We start from the raw sequence: 19476 nt of genomic DNA, 5'->3' as shown, positions 1-19476 counted from the left end.
CCGATGCTATTTAATTTTTTTAAACCCCCTAAATCTGCTATTTCAGGTGTGGAAATAAAGCCTAGTTGGTGTGTAGGATGGGGCAGGTTAGAGAGTTTAACAGAAGATGTAATTTGGCAAGATGAGCAATTTGCAGTTATTTCTAAACCAGCACATTTTGCAATTAGTCCGACAAAAAGATTTGTGGTAGTTGGGGATGTGTGGCTAAGTAACCGGGGTGAATTACTGCGAAAATTGGAAATTGAGATTCATGATAGTTGCAGTAATCAACAGCTGGTGGCACAACTGTGGGAAAAATACGGTTCTCAGTGCTTAACCCTATTAGTGGGGATGTTTGGGCTAGTAATTTGGGATTGTGAACAACAGATATTGTGGTTAGGGCGTGATCGCATCGGTAGCCAAACACTATATTACACCACCACTGGTTTAACTCGCTGGATATCCCCAAGATTAAGAACTCTAAACCCTTTTCACTCACATGATTTAGATTTAGTCGCATTGCGAGATTACCTCTGTTGCGCTTTCGTCCCTGGAGAAAGAACACTTTGGCAAAACGTCAGAGAAATGCGTCCCGGAACCTTAATGCAAATGCCAACAGAGCGAATTTATCATTATTGGCAACTACAAGAACAGATTACAGATAACAATCAACCTTTAGAATGGTATAGTACAAAACTGCGTTCTTTACTTGAGCAAGTTGTACAGGAATATTTACCACAAAATGAACCTGTGGGAGTGTTTTTATCCGGTGGTTTAGATTCAAGTAGCATTACAGCATTAGCAGCAAAACTTCATACTGCACCAGTTCACACTTATTCAATTCATTTTGGTACAGAAACTGCAAATGAATTAGAATTTTCTAATTTAGTTGCTCAACATTGCCAAACTCAACACCACATTTTAGAAATCACCTTTCAGGATATGTGGGAACGTCTCCCAGAAACAATGGCCTACTTAGATGATCCTATCGGTGATCCTTTAACAGTTCCAAACCTATTATTAGGAAGAATAGCAAGGGAAAATGTACAGATTACCCTCAATGGAGAAGGTGGAGATCCTTGCTTTGGTGGACCTAAAAATCAGCCGATGTTAATTAATAGTTTATATGGTTCTATTAATAAGCAAGATTCTTTGCAAGCATATTTATTTTCTTTTCAAAAATGTGCATTAGATTTACCACAACTTTTAAAACCCGAAATTTGGCAAAATCTCAAAAATGAACCATCTATATTTTCTGCTGACTTAAATTCCAACGCCAACTATTTGAATAGATTAATGGCATTAAATATTAAATTTAAAGGTACAGATCAGATTTTAACAAAAGTTAATAACTTAACTAAAGCCGCATATTTACAAGGATTCTCACCATTATTTGATCAGCGAGTAGTAGAATTAAGTATGCAAATTCCCCCTGAATATAAACTTTCAGGAGTAGAAGAAAAAGCTGTACTCAAAAAAGCAGTTAGCGATATTTTACCAGATACCATTATTCATCGTCCCAAAAGCGGCATGATGGTTCCCGTACAACTAGGATTTAAAAAATATTGGCAACGGGAAGCTAGAAAAATTTTGTTAAATAAAAACAGTGAAATTTCACCTTATATTAATCGTAATATTTTGCGTAATTGGTTAGATTTTAAAGGTGATATCTGGGGAAGATATGGTGTGAAACTATGGTTATTAGTCAGTTTGGAAATTTGGTTACAGATAAATAAATCCGTATTCAAAAAATAGGCAACCATATCATTGGTTTCTTTTCATTAAAGTCATATTTTATAAAATCATGAAAAAAGAAGTAGGGGATCTTAACTCCAAGATAAACCAGACCCCCGACTTCTATTAATTAAGTCCTAATTGGAGGTTTACTCTAGCTAAACAAGAAATTAGCACCAAACAAATTGACATTGACATCACTAGCTGTAAAACCAGTAGTAGAATACAAAGTCATTAATAATTGACCTGTAGCAGTACCAGAAATACCATCACTAACACGCAGTTCTGTATTAGAACCGTTAGTGATCACATCAATATTAGTAATGCCAGTAAATTGTAAGCGATCGCCACCCACATCTAAACCACCACGCACAAACTGATAGACTTTATCAATCCCATCACCGAAGCCATAGTTAACAATATCTGTAACTCCATCATTTAAACCCAGATTGAGGGTGTCATTACCTTTACCTCCGGTGAATTGGTCTGCACCTGTTAATCCTGTCAGGGTATCATTACCTAAATCACCAATGAGAATATTGTCCCCACTATTACCTGTAATGGTATTGTTGAGAGCATTTCCAGTACCATTGATAGCAGTCGTTCCCTGTAATGTGAGTTTTTCGACATTACTAACTAAGGTATAGCTGACAGTGCTATAAACAGTATCTGTACCCTCATTCAGTAACTCAGTAACAATATCCCCAGAATCATCAACATAGTAGATATCATTACCTACACCACCAATAAATGTATCTGCACCTGTTCCACCATTCAAGGTATCGTTTCCAACTCCATCAATGAGGGTATTGGCAGCACTATTACCTGTAAGGGTATTGTTCAGTTCATTTCCGGTTCCATTGATAGCAGTTGTACCCTGTAAGATGAGTTTTTCCACATTACCAGTTAAGGTGTAGCTAATAGTGCTGTAAACCGTATCAGTACCTTCATTTAGTAATTCAGTAACGGTATCCCCTGCATTATCAACATAATAGACATCATTACCCGCACCACCAATTAATGTATCTGCACCTAACAAACCATTGAGAGTATTAGCTGCAATATTACCTGTTATGCTATTGTTGAGCGCATTTCCAGTGCCATTAATAGCAGTTGTACTTTGCAAGATGAGGTTTTCGAGATTAGCGCCTAATGTGTATTTGATAGTGCTATAAACCGTATCTGTTCCCTCACTTGCTAATTCAGTAACGATATCTGCGACATTATCAACATAATAGACATCATTTCCTAAACCACCAATTGATGTATCTGCACCTGCACCACCGTTAAAGGTATCATTTCCAGATCCACCTTTAATATAATTATTGAGGCTATTTCCGGTAAAATTCACACTACCAACAAAACTATTGAAATCAAAAACTTCAAAGTTTAATACGGTAGTCCCAGTTATATTTAACAATTGATTTGTGAAATTATTTAAATCAATTGTTAGACCATCAGTTACAGATCCTCCACTAACAATTAAGGTATCTGTGCCACTATTACTATTGATTGTGTCATTTTGTTGTAAGTTAGCAAAGGTACTATTAATACTATCGTTGCCTCCAACTGCATCAATGATATCTTTTTCATCTGTAGTGTTAAAGCTTTCATTGGCAGATGTACCGTTAATAACGGTATCAAGGTTATTAATAGTAATAGAAAAGCCTTGATCAAAAAATAATCCTTGTGAGTCAGTGGTACGAATGATGAGGTTATAACTGGGTGTGTTTTCGTAGTTCAAAGAACCATTGACTAATAACTGATTCCCGACAATTTGAAACTGGCTGTAAGTAGTTTCTAAGGAGTTATCAGGTAAGACAAATTCATAGGTGTGAGTATCACCTAGATCAGCATCACTGGTACTCAGATTACCAATTAATGTTCCCACTGCTGAATTTTCATCAACATTGCTATTACTAATAGTCAAATCAGTTGGTGCATCGTTAACATTAGTAATACCGATGGTTAATTGTTGCTCGTATAATAATCCATCTTGATCCGTGGTACGTATCCTAATACTATAACTATTCTGACTTTCATAATCAAAAATAGCATTAGATTTGAGTTGATTACCACTGGTAGCAAATAAGGCGTTATCTGTTGATCCTGTACCTGCAACCAAACTATAGGTAAAGGTATTAGCAGTATCAGGATCGGTGGTATTTAATGTCCCGATAACTGTACTAACTGCCTGATTCTCTGCAACGTTGCTATTACTAAGAGTAAGGTTTGTCGGTGTTTCATTAACATTGGTAATCCCAATAGTTAATTGTTTTTCTGAGAATAATCCACCTTGATCTGTGGTACGTACCCGAATACTATAACTATTCTGACTTTCATAATCAAAAATAGCATTAGATTTGAGTTGATTACCACTAATAGTAAAGAGAGCGTTATCTGTTGATCCTGTACCAGCGACCAAACTGTAAGTAAAGGTATTACTTGCATCGGGATCAATAGTATTTAAAGCCCCGATAACCGTACCAGTTGCCTGATTTTCCGCAACGTTGCTATTACTAATAGTCAGGTTTGTAGGGGTTTCATTAACATTAGCAATGTTAATTATTAACTGTTTTTCGTAGAATAATCCACCTTGATCCGTAGTACGTACTCGAATACTATAACTATTCTTTCCTTCGTAATTAAAGCTGGCATTAGATTTAAGTTGATTACCACTGATATTAAAAAGCCCGTTATCTACTGAACCTGAACCGCCAACCAAACTATAGGTAAAGGTATTACCAATATTGGGGTCAGTAGTGGTAAAATCACCGATAATTGTACCAAAAGCTTGATTTTCAGCGATGATGCTATTGCTGAGATTAAGGCTGATAGGTGTTTGATTGGTGGTAGAGCTACTACCGCCAAAATAGCGCACTAGGGCAATATCGTCATTAGCACCATTCGAGGTATAGCCCCCAACGACAATATTACCATCTGCCTGTAATGCTAAAGTTTTGCCGTAGTCGAATCCGTTACCATTGATATTAGTAGTGACAATGCCATCGCCGTCAAAGCTGGTATCAATAGTACCATCAATGTTATATCGGATCGCTAGTAGGTCACTGTTAGCAGCAGCGATATTGTAGATAGTACCCGCTAGGATAATCTTGCCACTTGATTGTATTGCTAGGTTAAGTGAAGAGTAAGTATTACTGTAAGCGTAGTTGATATTGGGTTGTGTAGTAACAATCCCATCACCACCACCAAAGCTAGTGTCTAAAGTACCATTAGAATTGTAGCGGACTAGGGCAATTTGCAGACCACTAAAATCTGTCCAACCAGCAACTAAAATTTTGCCATCTGCTTGAACGGCAACAGTTTTGGGATTCTCAAAACCACCCAGATTAGTAATAACTTCACCGTAATTGCCAAAGCTATTATCGACACTGCCATCTTGGTTGATTCGCTTCAACACAATGTCATTGCTATAGCTGCGACTGACAACCAAAATCTTATTGTCGCTTTGCAGGGCAATATAATTACTGATTTCGGTACTGGGCAAATTAGTGAAGACTCTGCCAGTGCCACTGCCAAAAGTATTATCAATTACTCCAGTGGCAAGATAGCGAGTTAACAACACCTGACCGTTGCTCTCACCTGCTACCAGAATCTTGCCATCTGATTGTACAATTAGGTTTTTGGCATATTCATTACCGCCAAAATCAAACACTGCTTTGCCAAAATTACCAAAGCTAGAGTCGATACTACCATTGGAGTTGTAGCGTTCCAAACGTATATCTTGATTGCTACCGTTGCTATTACCGCTCAAAACCAGGATTTTGCCATCAGACTGAACTGTTACTGCACTAGCGATGAAGCCGCCTCCAATATAGGGAACTGAGCCATTTCCACCAAAGCTAGTATCAATAGTGCCATCAAGATTGTAGCGAATTAAGGTATTACCACTAGAGGTACTTGCGAGGACTACTAACTTACCATCAGATTGTACTGCTAGACTCTCAGCCCGTTCATAAAAGCCAAAATCAGTTGTTACCTTACCATCACCACTAAAACTAGAATCTAGTTGTCCAGGTGCGCCACCAGTACTACCACCAGCACCCAAGTAACGCACTATGGCAATATCATCACCAGTACCATTGTTGTTATTAGTGCTGCCAGCTACCACAATATTGCTATCTGCTTGCACTAATAAACTGGTAGCTCTTTCATAGCTGTTATTACCTAAGTTACTAAGAACGATGCCATCACTATCAAAGCTGGTGTCCAGGCTACCATCTGAGTTATACCGCACTAAGGCAAAATCGGTATTGTTCCCATTGTATGCAGTAGTCCCGATCAGAATTTTGCCACCCGACTGAAACGCCAAACTGACATTGTTGGGGCCAGAAGTCCCGTAGTAGTTATTGAGATTAAGTGGGGTAAGAACGATGCCGTCACCACCACCAAAGGTAGTGTCCAATGTACCATTGACGTTGTAACGGACTACGCCAATTTGCTGTTGGCCACCGCTGTCAGTCAAAGTGGCGACGACAATTTTGCCATCTGCTTGCACAGCTACGTTGGCTTTGTTATGAAATCCACCGAGATTAGTGTTGACTTTTCCGTAGTTACCAAAATTGGTATCAAGACTACCATCTGCGTTGAGGCGACTGAGAGAAATATCGTAGCTGTAAGTGTAACTATTGTAACCGTTACTAACTACGACAATTTTGCCATCGGCTTGCAGGGCAATATAATTAGTAACATCACCGTTAGATAGAATACTTGTAACTTTACCAAAGTTACTAAAGGTAGTGTCAATTACTCCACTGCTGAGATAGCGAGTAATTATGACTTGACCGTTACTATCTCCAGCTACAAGAATTTTGCCATCTGACTGTATGATTAAGGTCTTGGCATTTTCGTAACTACCAAAATCTATGCTTGCTTTACCGTAGCTACCAAAATTATTGTCGTAGCTGCCATCAGCGTTATAGCGCGTCAGCACCATATCATAGTTGCTACCGTTGTAATTGTTGCTCAAGACGATAATTTTACCATCTGACTGTAGCTTCACACTGACGGCATTGCCTGAGCCTGTTCCTGTGTAAACTCTGCCGCTCCCGAAACCAAAGCTATTGTCAATGGTGCCATCTGGGTTGTAGCGGATGAGAGTATCACCCATACTAGACGTATATGCTAGTACCAATAGCTTGCCGTCTGACTGCATGGCGATGCTTCTGGCTTCTTCATATCCGCCAAAATCTGTAGTAACGATGCCATCGCTACTAAAGCTAGTATCTAGCTGTCCGCCGCCACTGATACTACCTGCCAAATAGCGCACAATTGCAATATCATCGCCATTGTAGCTAGAGGTACTACCAACTACGACAATATTACCGTCTGCTTGCAATGCCAAAGCTGTTGCTCTGTCGTAACTATTGTTATTTAAGTCATTGTTAGCAATACCATCGCCATCAAAGCTAGTGTCAAGTGCGCCATCAGGTTTGTAGCGAACTACGACGATATTATCGTTACTGTTGGTATATGTGTTTGTAGCAACTACAATCCTACCGCTTGTATCTACTGCCAAGCTCAGATTGTTCATGCCATAACTGTAAGAATTTATTGGGGTGGTAACTATACCATCACCACCACCGAAAGATGTGTCTAATGTGCCATTGATGTTGTAGCGAACTACCCCAATTTGTGTTTGACCACCCATGTCAGTCAAAGCAGCAACGACAATTTTGCCATCTGCTTGTATAGCTACGTTGACCTTACTTTCATAACCACCCAAATTGGTAATGACTGGTGCGTAGTTGCCAAAGCTATAATCTACAGTGCCATCTGAGTTGAAGCGTGTTAGATAAATATCATTGTTTCCGCTGGAATAGTTGTAGCTGTTACTGACTGCGACGATTTTGCCATCGGCTTGTAGGGCAATATAATTTGTAACGTCACCATTGGGGAAATAAGTGTTAAGTTTACCAGCGTTACCGAAGCTAGTGTCAATTACTCCACTGCTGAGATAGCGAGTGATGACGACTTGACCGTTACTATCTCCAGCGACGAGAATTTTGCCATCTGGTTGTACGATTAAGGTCTTAGCATTTTCATAACCACCAAAATCTATGGTTGCTTTACCAAAGTTACTAAAGGTGTTATCTGGGCTACCATCGGGGTTGTAGCGCGTCACCACCATATCTTGGTTGCCACCGTTGTAATTATTGCTTAAGACGAGAATTTTACCGTCTGACTGTAGCTTCACACTGACGGCATTGCCTAAGCCTGTTCCTGTGTAAACTCTTCCTGTTCCGAAACCAAAGGTATTGTCGATTGTGCCATCTGGGTTGTAGCGGATTAGAGTATCTCCTCCAGATGTCTGTGCTAGTAACAATAGCTGACCATCTGACTGGACTGTTACGCTTCTGGCTTGTTCGTAACCGCCAAAATCTGTAGTAACGATGCCATCGCCGCCACCAAAGCTGGGGTCAAGTTGTCCATCTGCTAGTACACCTTGATAATTTGCCATTACCTCTGGCTGAAAAGCTAACTGAATCGTCATTTCGTCAGTTGTTTTTTCTAGTTTCCAGTTTCCTCCTAGTGCTGTGTTGCCAGTGCGCGTAGTAGATGCAGCGATTTTTGCGCCTGTGGTTTGGTGTAGTTTGGTGATAAATTCTTCACCAGCATCTCCAGCAGCTACATTACAGCCATAAATGAGGATAGATACTGGTTTCCAAGTTTGCAGTTTTGCAGCGTAGTTATTGAAGTTATCTAAATTGAGTTGACTATTACCTAAATATAGACATCCTGGAGAACCGTGGGAAACAATATGAAGTGTGGTGATTCTCTGGAACTGTTCTAAAATTTCTGTGATTTGCTGAATTCCGTCTAATTCTGGGTTAAGAGCGATAGCGAAGCGCTCCGTAGGAATCGCTGTTATTTCCTCTTTAACGCCTGATAGCAAAACCGCAAAGTCTTGTAGACCAGAATCAATTATAACTAGAGATTGGCTGTCATCGTTAGCATTGATCAGGGCGATCGCTTGGGAATCAAGTAGATGAGACGGCATCATGGAAGTTCTGTATAGGAAATGACTTTTAATCAAAATTATCTTACTTATACACAGATAACAACATCAGTACATTTGCTAGTACATACTTATATCCCACATTCCGCACCCTGGGGTGTCACATAGTATTATCACTTGATTTTCGGATACAAATTATGCTTTTCCAGCATCCAGCAACCGTTAATTCTTTGGGTATTAGTATATAATATAGCTTTATATCATCACAAAAAACAGTAAAAACCGATTGTGACAGTTGAGGGTGCGGAAGATCGGTTATATTTCCTCCTAAAAGCCTTAGTATTAATACTGTAATCAAGAAAAAACACCGTTAAAATAGCCTGGATTGTATATAGCAATATATTTTATTCAACCAAAACTTTCCACTATATAAATATCATTGCCAGAATCACCAATTAAAATCATACTATTATCATCCGTTTCTAAATTTAGACTTCCAGAAATACCACTCCGCAGGACTTTAATCAACATTTGCGGAGTGAAAGATTCCAATTCCACAGAATTACCAGCATCTAACCAAGCTAACTCTTCAGCAGATAAAGTCTGACGAATTTCTAAAGGTAATTCTATTGATTTTTTAGCTAAATAAGCTGTATTTTGTATAAACATTCCCCGCTTATTTGCAAGAATTTGACGAGGAAATAAACCCACATCAATAATTTTTACAGCACTATTTAAAAACCAATTATCACTGGTGCGGAGACGATGCACTAAACTCACACCTTTAGGACTACTATCATGAATAGCAAAAACTTGTAAATTGGGGTTGCGTCGTAGCATTTCCATTGTTGTCTCAAAAATGCTTTGAGGATAACCATTAATACTGAGGATTGCACAATTATTTTCAAAATGGAAGTTATTAGCGATTAATAATTGAGCAATAGTAGCACTATCACAAACAATTAACCTATCAAAACTGTAAACAGTAACATCTGGGTTAATAGCTACAGGTGTAATTTTCTCTTGTGGTACAGGTAAAACTTTATCAAGTGTACCATTAATTTGTTGCCATCTTTCCAACCAACTATCTAAATATGATTGGGTAACTAACAATTCTTGTGGTAAATTTCCTACTTTCCCTAACTGTCGAGTTCCTAAGAATATTGACAACATTCCTAAAATTACAACAATAAAAAAGAGAATAAAAGAATTAAATACAAACAAACTGGACAATATTCCTACTACTAGAATTAGTATACCTATAAATTGTAATGATTTAGCACTTGCTTTCCTACTAGCATTGGTTAATTTACTAGACTTAGTTTTATTAAATAAATAAAAGATTGTACCTGCTTGATAAAGTAAGTTAGCAACTAGAAAAGAATTTGGTAAAAAAGCACTCGTCATTCCTCCAACAAAGCCAGTTACCCAAATATTCAAAAACAAATATATGGGGATAAATGAACTTGTTTTAAATCCTTTTTTACGGATACGATTATCTAAAAAATATAAAAATTGTTTTGGTGTAAAATATAAAGTGTTATTAGCAGAAATATCAGCAATAACTTTAGCAAACATAGAATCTGTAATTTTCACAGTTCCCATTGCTGTTGGTTCAAAAGCAAAAGGATGATTACATTGTTTACATCTTCCTTGATTTGCTGTCCTGTCTTTGAGATTATTATCAGTTCCGCAATTAATACATTTCATAGTTTAGAGTATTTTTTTACAATTTAAAGTATGATCAGGTAAATTATTTCATGTAAAGAGGCAAAGAAAGTAAGCAGTATTTAGATTATTTGATTATTCAGTAAAATGCTGTAATCTTCCCGATTGCGAATTAAGCGATGTGTCCCATTTTCTAATAACACTTCTGCTGGTTTAGGACGATGTAAAAAATGTGAAGACATAGCATAACCATAAGCACCAACATCTAAGATAGCAATAATATCACCAATTTCTAAAGCGGGAAGTTGACAATTTTTTCCTAAATAATCTCGTGAATAAGTTGTATTTCCACAAACATCAGTTATATAACTTTCGGAAGTTGAATTTTTCCAAGTAACAATTTCCCGATAACCACCATGTACAGAAGGTACAGAAAGATTAGCAATAGTAGAATCAACACCAATAATTTGTTTTTCCCCTTGCCATTTCACAGATACAACCTTAGCTAACATAGTGGCACAACCAGCTATAGCAGCGCGTCCAGGTTCAATAAGCAAATTTATTTTTTTATCTAAATTCCCAATTTTCTTACTTAACTCATCTCCAAATATTTCCCAATTAAAAGCCGCACCTTGACGATGATATGGATAACCAAAACCACCACCAAAATCTAAATATTGCCAATCTGGTAATTTTTGTGCAGTTTCTAAAACATTATCAATAACAACCGTAAAAGCATCTGTTGCATTAGTTCCCGTTCCCCGATAAAAATGTAAACCTGAAATCTTTAAACCTGCTGCATTAGTAATAGCAACAGCTTGAGAAAATTCCTCAGTACGCACACCAATACGACTATCTTCCGAAACATTCAAACGTAAACCAATAAGTAACTCCTCTTTCTCTCCGCGTCTCTGCGTCTCTGCGTGAGACAAAAAAACCTCACACAACAAACGTAACTGAGAAATACTATCTAAATTGAGAGTAGTCACACCCCAATCTAAAACTTGGGACATTTCCTGGTGATTTAAATTACTGCCACTATAAACAATATCACGAGGATGAAAACCCGCATTTAAACCCAAATAAATATCTCCTGGGGTATTAGCATGAAGTCCCCAACCAGCGTTTTTAAATATCTTTAATAATGCAATATTGCCATTGGTTACACTAGCGAAATGAAACTTCGTTTGGGGATAATTAACAGCTTTAGTAATACGTGAAATAGTTTGACGTAAAATATTGCTATCATAAACATACAAAGGAGAACCGTAAATTTCCAATAACTCCTGAGCAAGCTTGAGTTCTAAATTTGGAATTGCTTGTACTTTTTCCATAACCAGTTAGGTAAGATAAATGGATGATTCCAAGACTTTGTACCTAATTTTTCACCAAAAACGTGATTACGCCAAAGTTGCCACATTACCAGTAACCAAAGACTCTCACCCACACGTCGTCCTTGAGTTGCTCCTCCTAATTGTCCTGTAACAATTTGTGATGCAATATCAGGGTAAAAAATATTTTCTGCCTTTAGTATACCTGGATTTAACCAATTACCGATGTCATGCCAAAAATCATTTAAACACCAGGAGGTTAAGGGAACACCCATACCCCGCTTTTGTCTCCAAACGATTTCCGGTGGTAGCCAATTTTCTACTGCACGTTTCAGGATATATTTCTCACAAGCACCGTGTAAACAGAGTTCACCAGATAGCTGAAAAGTCCATTCTGCTAAAATTAAATCACAAAAGAGCGATCGCACTCCCAACCCATGAGCAAACCCCAACGCAGTCGCACGAGGATGGATATTCTGCGCTCCTTTTAACATCAAACTGGCACGACGGAGACGATGCAGTAAAGAAGGGCAAAAATGAATATCCAGAGCATCCAAAAGCCATTTCTGAGCATTTAAACCTTGAATCTGTGCATATACATCTGGCTGATAAACCCTCCCTTCATACCCCCAAAAACGATGGAAAGTGCGGAGATATTGTTGAATAAAACCTTCTGCTTTATTAGGATGTTCCCCTTGATAAATACCAGCAGCAATTAAAGGCTTATTAGTCCAACCTGCAAATAATTGATCACCACCTTCACCATTAAAAATCACCTGAGTTTCCTGACTAGCAACTTGATTAAGGAGATATAAAGGCACAGTCACCCCATCACCAAAAGGTAAATCTAAAGCTTTAATAGTAGGAACAAGAGCATTTTTAATATTCTTTGGACTTGCGTCAACTTTAACTAAAGGAATATTGAGAAATTCTGCCACTTTTTCTGCATAAGGATATTCAGAAATACCAAACTTCCCAAAATCTAAAGTGTAAGCGCGAACTTTGACCCCAGCTTCTACCAACAAAGCCGCGACAACCGAAGAATCTAAACCCCCAGAAAGAAAAACCCCCACAGGTTCATCTTCTAAATCAGCAACTTGCTTTTCTGCCGAATTTTTCAATAAAACTTGTAATTGAGAAACTGCGGTATTTTCATCCTGAATATCTTCCTTTGATTCACACCATTGATAAATATTGCGGAATTGAGGAGAACCCACATCTTCCCAAACTACCTCAGTACCCGCAGATATAGCAAAGATTTCATTAACAGGTGTCAGAGGATTAGGAACATAAGAAAAACAACCATAACCATATAAACCCGAAATACTAACTTCCGGTTTTTCAATAACTTCTAAAAGTAATTGTAACTGAGAAGCAAACCAAATCACCCCTCCTTGCTGAGTCCAAAATAAAGAAACCTTTCCAAAAGGTTCCCTACCCAAAATCAATCTATCCTCTTCCAACCTTACCCAAACATCAAGATTATCAAAAACCCCAGCCGCAGAAATACCCGCAATAGTATCTTCCGGTAACGAAGCTACAGACTCACACCCAATATAAACAACATTCCAAACAAACTTCCCCTCCTTACCTCCTCTCTCTGTGCCTCTGCGCCTCTGCGAGAAAAAATCTTGTTTTTCTTCACCCCAATACCCAATAAAATTATAGGGAAACATAACTATTGAACCGCAAATGTTTCATCGCTAATCTTCCTACCTTCGAGAAACATTTCCACCTTCCAATCACCAACAGGTGCAGCAGAATTAATAGTATAACGACAGTAAGTATCCCACGGCGAAGTTTTAACCTCACGGGTTTGATATTTATTTTGCTTAACAATTAGACCACTAGGGTCAATCCAATTACAAGCAAGAGATAGCTTTTTACCTATAGGTGCATCTTTCAAAGCCACACGATAAAAAACTTCTGAATTAGTTTGCCGAGAGATAGTTTTAAGATTAGCATTATCGGCTAAAGTAATGCGGTCTTGTTGTGCAGAAACATTAGCTAATAAAGAAGTTTGCTGTTGATTAAAAAATATTGTTGATGCGATAACTACTATAACAGTCGCAACCACCCCAGAAATAATCAACTTATTTCGACGTTGCTGCACTTCCAAAGCTTGACGACGACGTAATTGAATCAAAGCTTCATCTAATAACTCTGGTGCTAAATTCAAATCTTGTAAAATTTCTCTAACTTGCTGTTGGTCAAGTTCTGCTTCTCGACGCGATTGCAATCCTTGCACTTCAGCAATGATTTGATTTAATTGCTCTTGAGTAAGTCGCTGATTCATTGCTTTTTCCAATTACCAATTACCAATTACCATTCAAAAGGTCTAGTTTTCACTTAACATCACACCTAGTCAACAGAAAACCTGCAAACCTGTTGTCATATTAATGTAAAAACCAGACCCAGTAGAAGATGTCACGTAATCAGACTATGAATCTTAGCGTCTACCACGATAAGGAACTGCATTCAGGTAATCAATGTCAAATGCAGACAGTTTTTGTGCGTAGTTACCCTTAGCAGATACTGACGCAGCCAAATCTGCAAATTTGCGAGGATCTCCTTCTGCCATGCGCTTTTCTTGCGCCTTGCGAGTGTAGTATTTCTCCACAGTGAAGCGCCAGTCGGTTCTGACTGTACCTGCTGTTTCTTGGAAGTCTACACCATAGCGAGGAGTCACCAAGTTGTAGGGACGACCTACTCCGCGCTTGCGTTGGTAAGGTACAGTATTATCGCCAAAGCTGTTGCTGTACTCTTCACTGTCTACTAAAGCATCAACAAAGCCGCTGAAACCCTTGGTACCAATCACAATAGACCAAGCAATTTCTTCTTCTTTGTTGTAAGCACAACGACCCAATAAGCGCTTGAGGGTGATGTCTACTAAACGGTAGTTGTTGTTAACAGAAACAACTAAACGATAGAAAGCCTCAGATTGAGCTAAACCCCGGATAAAATCCCGGACTGAAAGAGAGCCATTTTTCAGTTGAGATTCTAGAGTTCCTTGACGGTTAAACTTGAGAATTTCATGTTCGCTGAAAACTTGGCGATAACTTGCCCAAATGATGCTTTGAATGTCAGTGTAAGAACTAACATCTTCTAAGCGATAGATATATGGAGTATCTTCATTTGTGTCAGCAACGCCGAAGCTGCTAACCCGGTGGTTTTGACTGCTTGGTTTGTATTGAAGTAATGGCAGTGCCATGCTGCGTCTTTCCTCTTGTTAATAAATTCGACTTTGAAAACGGAAACAGGATTGATTACTCAACTTCCTCATTCACGCTTTAACTATTTTCCCGCATTAGGTAACACACCTATTTACCAGATTTAGCGCACAGGGAAACTGGCACTAGGACTGATAGAAACAGGAATACCTTGGGGTACTGTTTCCCTGGTGGTATCAGGAATTTTAATGTTAGCTGTACTAACTGGTGTATAAGTGACAGTTCTGATACTAACGGAAGAAGCCATTTTCATGAAGTCACTAATACTACCGGGCTTATACCGTGCATCTTCCAGTTTGTCACGCCAGTAGTTAGCGTAGCGTGGTGTTACCAAATTAAACGGTCTATCTTTATAACGTCGGCGTTGGTAGGGAACTATATTTTCACCAAAGCTGCTTTGATACTCTTCAGAATCTAGCAGAGCATCAACAAAACCACCCCAACCGACGGTAGCAATTTTGATTGACCAAGCGATTTCTTCATCTTTGTTGTAAGGCGCACGACCTAACAACCGCTTTAGTCCCAGTTCTACTAAGCGGTAGTTGGAGTTAGTCTGAATTACCAAACTTTGGAAGGCTTCAGATTTAGCCAAACCTCGGATAAAGTCGCGCACGGTGATAGCTTTGTTCTTCACCTGAGATTCTAAATTAATCTGGCGGTAGAATTTCAGAATCACGTGTTCGCTGAACAACTGCCGATAAGCTGCCCAAATTAATTCTTCGACTTCACCACCCGCAGCAGAGTCTTCTATGCGGTAAACTTTGGGGGTGTCTTCGTTGGGAACTTCGTAACCAGAAACACGCTGGTTCTGAGAACTGGGTTTATATTCTAGTAAAGGTATTGCCATATTTCAGGGTTTTTGTGATTTGTGAGTTGTCAGTTCTAATTCATCTGGTTGCCAGGTATGTAACGATAAGGCAAAGCAACTGCAACTGGTTTAACAGTTGGTTGTTCTGTACCTATCTCGCGGGTGGTGTTGGGAATCTCCATTGTGGTGATTTGAGAACTAACTGAGGACATTATGCGCTGATAGTTACGTTCAGTGGTGATAATTTTCCCTGCCATTGCAAAGAAGTTAGCAGGAATTGCCTTCCGAATATCGTCTGTGGTTAGAGTTCCTGAGGTACGGGTGCTGTAGAAGGAACGACCAGCCATTCCCCGGATGTTTTGGGTATCACGCCAATATTGATTGTACCGGGGATTAACCAGGTTAAAAGGTCTGGAACCGTAACGGCGACGTTGGAAAGGTACGATGTCATCACCAAAATTTTCCAAGTATTCGCTAGAGTCTAACAAGGCATCAATGAAGCCATGTAAACCTTTGGTAGCAATAACAATAGACCAAGCAATTTCTTCGTCTTTGTTGTAAGCAGCCCTTCCTAAAAACCGCTTTAAGGTGATGTCAACTAAGCGATAGTTGGAGTTTGTGTCTGCTACTTGGGTACGGTACACATCTGATTTACCCAAACCCCGGATAAAATCGCGGACGTTAATTGCCCGATTCCGCAGTTGCGATTCTAAAAAGCTTTGACGATAGCTTTCTAAAATTAGGTGTTCACTAAAAATCTGCCGATATCCTGCCCAGATGATGGCATCAATGTCTGCATCTGAGGTAGCAGTATTTAAGCGATAAATGGTTGGTGTATCTTCGTTGGGTACTTCGTAGCCATCTACCCGCTGATTTTGGGAGGAGGGTGAATATTCTAACAGTGGTATTGACATCTTTACTTTTACCTTTTTTTATGCTATAAAAAGCAACTTATTGACTATAAGCCAACTGTACGCGGGCGCGAACTGCCTTTTCAACATCAGTAGCCAGCATTTCTTGGAGTCTAGTCATGATGGACTGTCGTACTTCGGCAATTTTTGCTAAAGCTTGTAAACCGACAACGGCAGCATAACGAATTGACCAGTCTGTATCTTGGGAAATGAACAGCAGTGTATCTAAGGCGCGGTTGATAGCGGTGAGATTTTCGGGAAAATCTAACTTATGCCAGTGTAAGTTGCCGAGTCCCTTAGCGGCTGCACGGCGCACACTGGGGGAAAAGTCAGTGGCTGCAACTGTGATTAATACGTCTATTGCACGGGGATCTGCGATCGCTGCTAATGTGCGAATCGAATAAGCCCGTGCGCCATAGTTATAATCATCTATTTGATCGAGTAATTGGGGTACTGCTATTTCTCCCAATTCGGTTAGTCCATCTACTGCCACTACTGCGGCTGTTGGGTTGTTATAACCGAAAACGGCAATTAAGGTGGAAATTGCGGCTGGATCTTTAGCTGCTGCCAGATTTTTGACTGCTGTCACCATTTGGGCTGGTGTTTCTGCCAGAGTGACAGCACGAATTAGTTCCTCAGTCATTGGTCAACCATCAATGATTAATAGTCAATAGTCATTGGTTGTTAATCATTTAAATAATGACTAATAACTAATGACTAATGACTATAAGAGTGAATCCATCAGGTTCATTACCCGGACTGCCTCATTAGAAACAGTCAAAGAATCTAACTTTTCTAGAAGTTGATGCTCTAACAATCCTTTGAGGGCTATGAGTTTGAAGCTATTTTCTGCTTTAGCCTGGGCGATCGCTTCTGCTGCTGCTAAATACCCAATTGCCCCTAAGTCACCCAAAACAACGCGACGCAACTTTAAATCACCTTCGTCCAACATTTTCACCAATAGCTCACCATAACTAGTGTCTTGTGTGAGTTGATACATGGCTCTAGCTGCGGAGCATTGTACTCGTGGGACTGAATGCTTTAAAAAAGGCTTAATTAGGTCTATAGCTTCAGTTGCACAAAGTTCTCCCAAGGCTTCTAACACCGCTTCATAAGGCTGGGTGAGATGAGGACGACCAGGTACTTGCATGGCCTGGGCAACACCCCCATCTAGTAATTTAATCAGTGTTGGTATTGCTGTTGTGTCGCGCAGCATTTCCAGAGATTGGGCTGCTGCTTCACGCACATAAAAATCAGAGCATTCCAAGCATTTAATTAATGCTGGTACGGCTTTGGAGTTACCCAATTTACCGAGCGCCCTGGCTGCATTGCGTCGTAAGGGATAACCTCCAAGTTCTGTTTTGTCGGCTTCATCCTCTAACGCTGCTATTAGTGCATCTACAGCTTCTGGCTGACTGACTCGAAACTTACCCAGCCACCAAGCAGCATAATAGCGGAGACTTAAATCTGATGATTGCAGATTAGCGATTGCTAGCTCTGGTGTTAGCTGTGGCCCGTTTTCGGCAGAATGTTGTTCTGCACTGGGTTCTATCATTGCCAGGGCGTTTAGTTTTCCTCTGCTGAAGTTAGCGGCTCAATCTTGACGATTCTGCCACCTAGACGGGTAATCCGCTGCATTTCTTCGTTCATGCGTCCGTAGGGTACGGTAATAAATACGCTACCACTACGACGGATGTTGAATTGATTCTTGTCGGTTTCTTGATTTTGTCGCAAGCCTATAACTTCGTAACGAAATACCCGGCTTGCAGATGAAGAAACGCTACCAGCGCCAAGTGTGGTTTGACCGAACATTACTTCTAAATCTCCTCTTGATGAGTTTTGCTGATAAACAGCAATTTACCTTACGTTGATATGACGCTGACGATTTTGCCACCTAGACGGTGAATTTGCTGCATTTTGTCTAGCAGTCTTTCGTAAGGTACAATAAATACTGTGCTGCTTCGTCGCACGCTGGGGTAGCCTGGACTGCGAATGCCGGCTACTTCCACTCGGTAAGTGCGATCCGATTGCCCTACTGCATTACCTAAATTTTGCTTAGGAGCATTATCCGCAGATGCACGGAAACTCCAGTTATTGTTGCTGCCAGAAGGACCAACAATTGAGGAAGAGGTATTACTAGCCAATTCCCGCGCTAACCGAGATTTAGAGCCTTCAACTTGAGCAGTATCGCTGTTGGCATAACCACGGTATAAACGGAACATCCGGGTAAAACCAGCAGCACTTTGTCCAGCTTGAAAATCAAACCCGCGATAATAGGGAACTACATTCTCGCCGAAGCTATTTTGATACTCCTGAGAATCAATGTAGGAGTCAATTTCAGCGTCGTAACCTTGGTTAATATATAAGTCTAGGTGATAAGTCACTTCCGACTCATTGTATGGTGCGCGACCCAACAAATGTTTGTAGTTGAGTTCGATCAACCGGGTTTGAAAACTGTTATAGAAAAATTTTGCTTTGTAGAGTTCTGATTTGGCAACGCTCCGCACGAACTCACGCACTGTAAAATTGCGATCGCGCAACAGTGATTCTGCGCTGACCAGGCGATCTGATGCCAAGATATAGTCGTTTCCTAAGACTTGCCGATAAACGGCTTGGATCACCAATTCGACTTCTTCGCGGCTGGCGTTGGGGCGCAGTTCAACTCGACGTGCCTCACTAAAAGGCTCTGTTCCCAGCCTAGATGCTGCTGTTGTAATTGCCATTTTTTTTCCCCTATTTATTTACACTACGGTTTTTGTCACCGAGTGCTGGCTGAATAAAGCTTGTTATTTATACCTACATAAAACTATGCCCGGGGCGAGATCCAACTGCTAGG

13 protein-coding genes are annotated in these 19476 nt (G+C 39.8%); 1 reads left to right on the top strand and 12 read right to left on the bottom strand.

The features are described 5' to 3' along the window. Positions 1–3: 3 nt before the first annotated feature. A complete protein-coding gene (locus tag ACSQ6I_RS05840; RefSeq protein WP_438889429.1) occupies positions 4–1734 on the top strand; it encodes an asparagine synthetase B family protein in 1731 nt (576 codons plus the stop codon). A gap of 133 nt (positions 1735–1867) precedes the next feature. Here ACSQ6I_RS05840 and ACSQ6I_RS05835 read toward each other — a convergent pair whose 3' ends face one another. From ACSQ6I_RS05835 to ACSQ6I_RS05780, 12 genes are all read right to left on the bottom strand, one after another. Beyond that, positions 1868–8737 carry a DUF4347 domain-containing protein gene (locus ACSQ6I_RS05835; RefSeq protein ID WP_438889428.1) on the bottom strand — a complete coding sequence of 2290 codons (6870 nt, stop codon included), beginning with the start codon at positions 8735–8737 and terminating at the stop codon, positions 1868–1870. A gap of 363 nt (positions 8738–9100) precedes the next feature. Next, positions 9101–10402 (bottom strand): hypothetical protein, encoded by a 1302-nt coding sequence (locus ACSQ6I_RS05830; protein WP_438889427.1) that lies wholly within the window; start codon positions 10400–10402, stop codon positions 9101–9103. A gap of 80 nt (positions 10403–10482) precedes the next feature. Beyond that, a complete protein-coding gene (locus ACSQ6I_RS05825) occupies positions 10483–11694 on the bottom strand; it encodes a diaminopimelate decarboxylase family protein (RefSeq protein ID WP_438889426.1) in 1212 nt (403 codons plus the stop codon). Further along, positions 11664–13367 carry an asparagine synthetase B family protein gene (locus ACSQ6I_RS05820; protein ID WP_438889425.1) on the bottom strand — a complete coding sequence of 568 codons (1704 nt, stop codon included), beginning with the start codon at positions 13365–13367 and terminating at the stop codon, positions 11664–11666. Before ACSQ6I_RS05820 ends, ACSQ6I_RS05825 begins: the two co-directional genes overlap by 31 nt. Before the next feature lie 2 nt (positions 13368–13369). Further along, positions 13370–13987: a DUF3859 domain-containing protein gene (locus tag ACSQ6I_RS05815; protein WP_438889424.1), complete on the bottom strand. Its 618-nt coding sequence runs from the start codon at positions 13985–13987 to the stop codon at positions 13370–13372. Positions 13988–14140: 153 nt separating this feature from the next. Next, positions 14141–14902, bottom strand: a complete 762-nt coding sequence (locus ACSQ6I_RS05810; RefSeq protein ID WP_438889423.1) for a phycobilisome rod-core linker polypeptide — start codon at positions 14900–14902, stop codon at positions 14141–14143. Between the two features lie 122 nt (positions 14903–15024). Then, complete coding sequence (locus tag ACSQ6I_RS05805; protein WP_438889422.1) at positions 15025–15768, bottom strand: phycobilisome rod-core linker polypeptide; 744 nt, start codon at positions 15766–15768, stop codon at positions 15025–15027. A 35-nt stretch (positions 15769–15803) separates the two neighbouring features. Then, the gene (locus ACSQ6I_RS05800) at positions 15804–16643 is read right to left on the bottom strand and encodes a phycobilisome rod-core linker polypeptide (protein ID WP_438889421.1); all 840 of its coding nucleotides are present in this window, start codon (positions 16641–16643) and stop codon (positions 15804–15806) included. 37 nt (positions 16644–16680) lie between these two features. After that, positions 16681–17283, bottom strand: coding sequence for a HEAT repeat domain-containing protein (locus ACSQ6I_RS05795; RefSeq protein WP_438889420.1), 603 nt, complete (start codon positions 17281–17283; stop codon positions 16681–16683). A gap of 81 nt (positions 17284–17364) precedes the next feature. Continuing rightward, a complete protein-coding gene (locus ACSQ6I_RS05790) occupies positions 17365–18195 on the bottom strand; it encodes a HEAT repeat domain-containing protein (RefSeq protein WP_438889419.1) in 831 nt (276 codons plus the stop codon). Positions 18196–18206: 11 nt separating this feature from the next. Then, entirely contained in the window at positions 18207–18452 is a 246-nt protein-coding gene (locus tag ACSQ6I_RS05785; protein WP_438889418.1) for a phycobilisome linker polypeptide, read from the bottom strand. 50 nt (positions 18453–18502) lie between these two features. Beyond that, positions 18503–19363: a phycobilisome rod-core linker polypeptide gene (locus ACSQ6I_RS05780; protein ID WP_438889417.1), complete on the bottom strand. Its 861-nt coding sequence runs from the start codon at positions 19361–19363 to the stop codon at positions 18503–18505. Positions 19364–19476: the final 113 nt, after the last annotated feature.

The sequence above is a fragment of the Anabaena sp. WFMT genome (assembly GCF_051781005.1).
GTDB lineage: Bacteria > Cyanobacteriota > Cyanobacteriia > Cyanobacteriales > Nostocaceae > Anabaena.
The sequence above is the reverse complement of the archived record's forward strand: the minus strand, read 5'-3'. Positions and strand labels throughout refer to the sequence as shown.

What these genes read in the sequence shown, in the direction of transcription:
- ACSQ6I_RS05815 (WP_438889424.1), bottom strand. Translation starts at nt 13,987, where the DNA reads ATGAATCAGCGACTTACTCAAGAGCAATTAAATCAAATCATTGCTGAA.
- ACSQ6I_RS05835 (WP_438889428.1), bottom strand. Translation starts at nt 8,737, where the DNA reads ATGATGCCGTCTCATCTACTTGATTCCCAAGCGATCGCCCTGATCAAT.
- ACSQ6I_RS05800 (WP_438889421.1), bottom strand. Translation starts at nt 16,643, where the DNA reads ATGTCAATACCACTGTTAGAATATTCACCCTCCTCCCAAAATCAGCGG.
- ACSQ6I_RS05840 (WP_438889429.1), top strand. Translation starts at nt 4, where the DNA reads ATGCTATTTAATTTTTTTAAACCCCCTAAATCTGCTATTTCAGGTGTG.
- ACSQ6I_RS05820 (WP_438889425.1), bottom strand. Translation starts at nt 13,367, where the DNA reads ATGTTTCCCTATAATTTTATTGGGTATTGGGGTGAAGAAAAACAAGAT.
- ACSQ6I_RS05825 (WP_438889426.1), bottom strand. Translation starts at nt 11,694, where the DNA reads ATGGAAAAAGTACAAGCAATTCCAAATTTAGAACTCAAGCTTGCTCAG.
- ACSQ6I_RS05785 (WP_438889418.1), bottom strand. Translation starts at nt 18,452, where the DNA reads ATGTTCGGTCAAACCACACTTGGCGCTGGTAGCGTTTCTTCATCTGCA.
- ACSQ6I_RS05795 (WP_438889420.1), bottom strand. Translation starts at nt 17,283, where the DNA reads ATGACTGAGGAACTAATTCGTGCTGTCACTCTGGCAGAAACACCAGCC.
- ACSQ6I_RS05805 (WP_438889422.1), bottom strand. Translation starts at nt 15,768, where the DNA reads ATGGCAATACCTTTACTAGAATATAAACCCAGTTCTCAGAACCAGCGT.
- ACSQ6I_RS05830 (WP_438889427.1), bottom strand. Translation starts at nt 10,402, where the DNA reads ATGAAATGTATTAATTGCGGAACTGATAATAATCTCAAAGACAGGACA.
- ACSQ6I_RS05780 (WP_438889417.1), bottom strand. Translation starts at nt 19,363, where the DNA reads ATGGCAATTACAACAGCAGCATCTAGGCTGGGAACAGAGCCTTTTAGT.
- ACSQ6I_RS05810 (WP_438889423.1), bottom strand. Translation starts at nt 14,902, where the DNA reads ATGGCACTGCCATTACTTCAATACAAACCAAGCAGTCAAAACCACCGG.
- ACSQ6I_RS05790 (WP_438889419.1), bottom strand. Translation starts at nt 18,195, where the DNA reads ATGATAGAACCCAGTGCAGAACAACATTCTGCCGAAAACGGGCCACAG.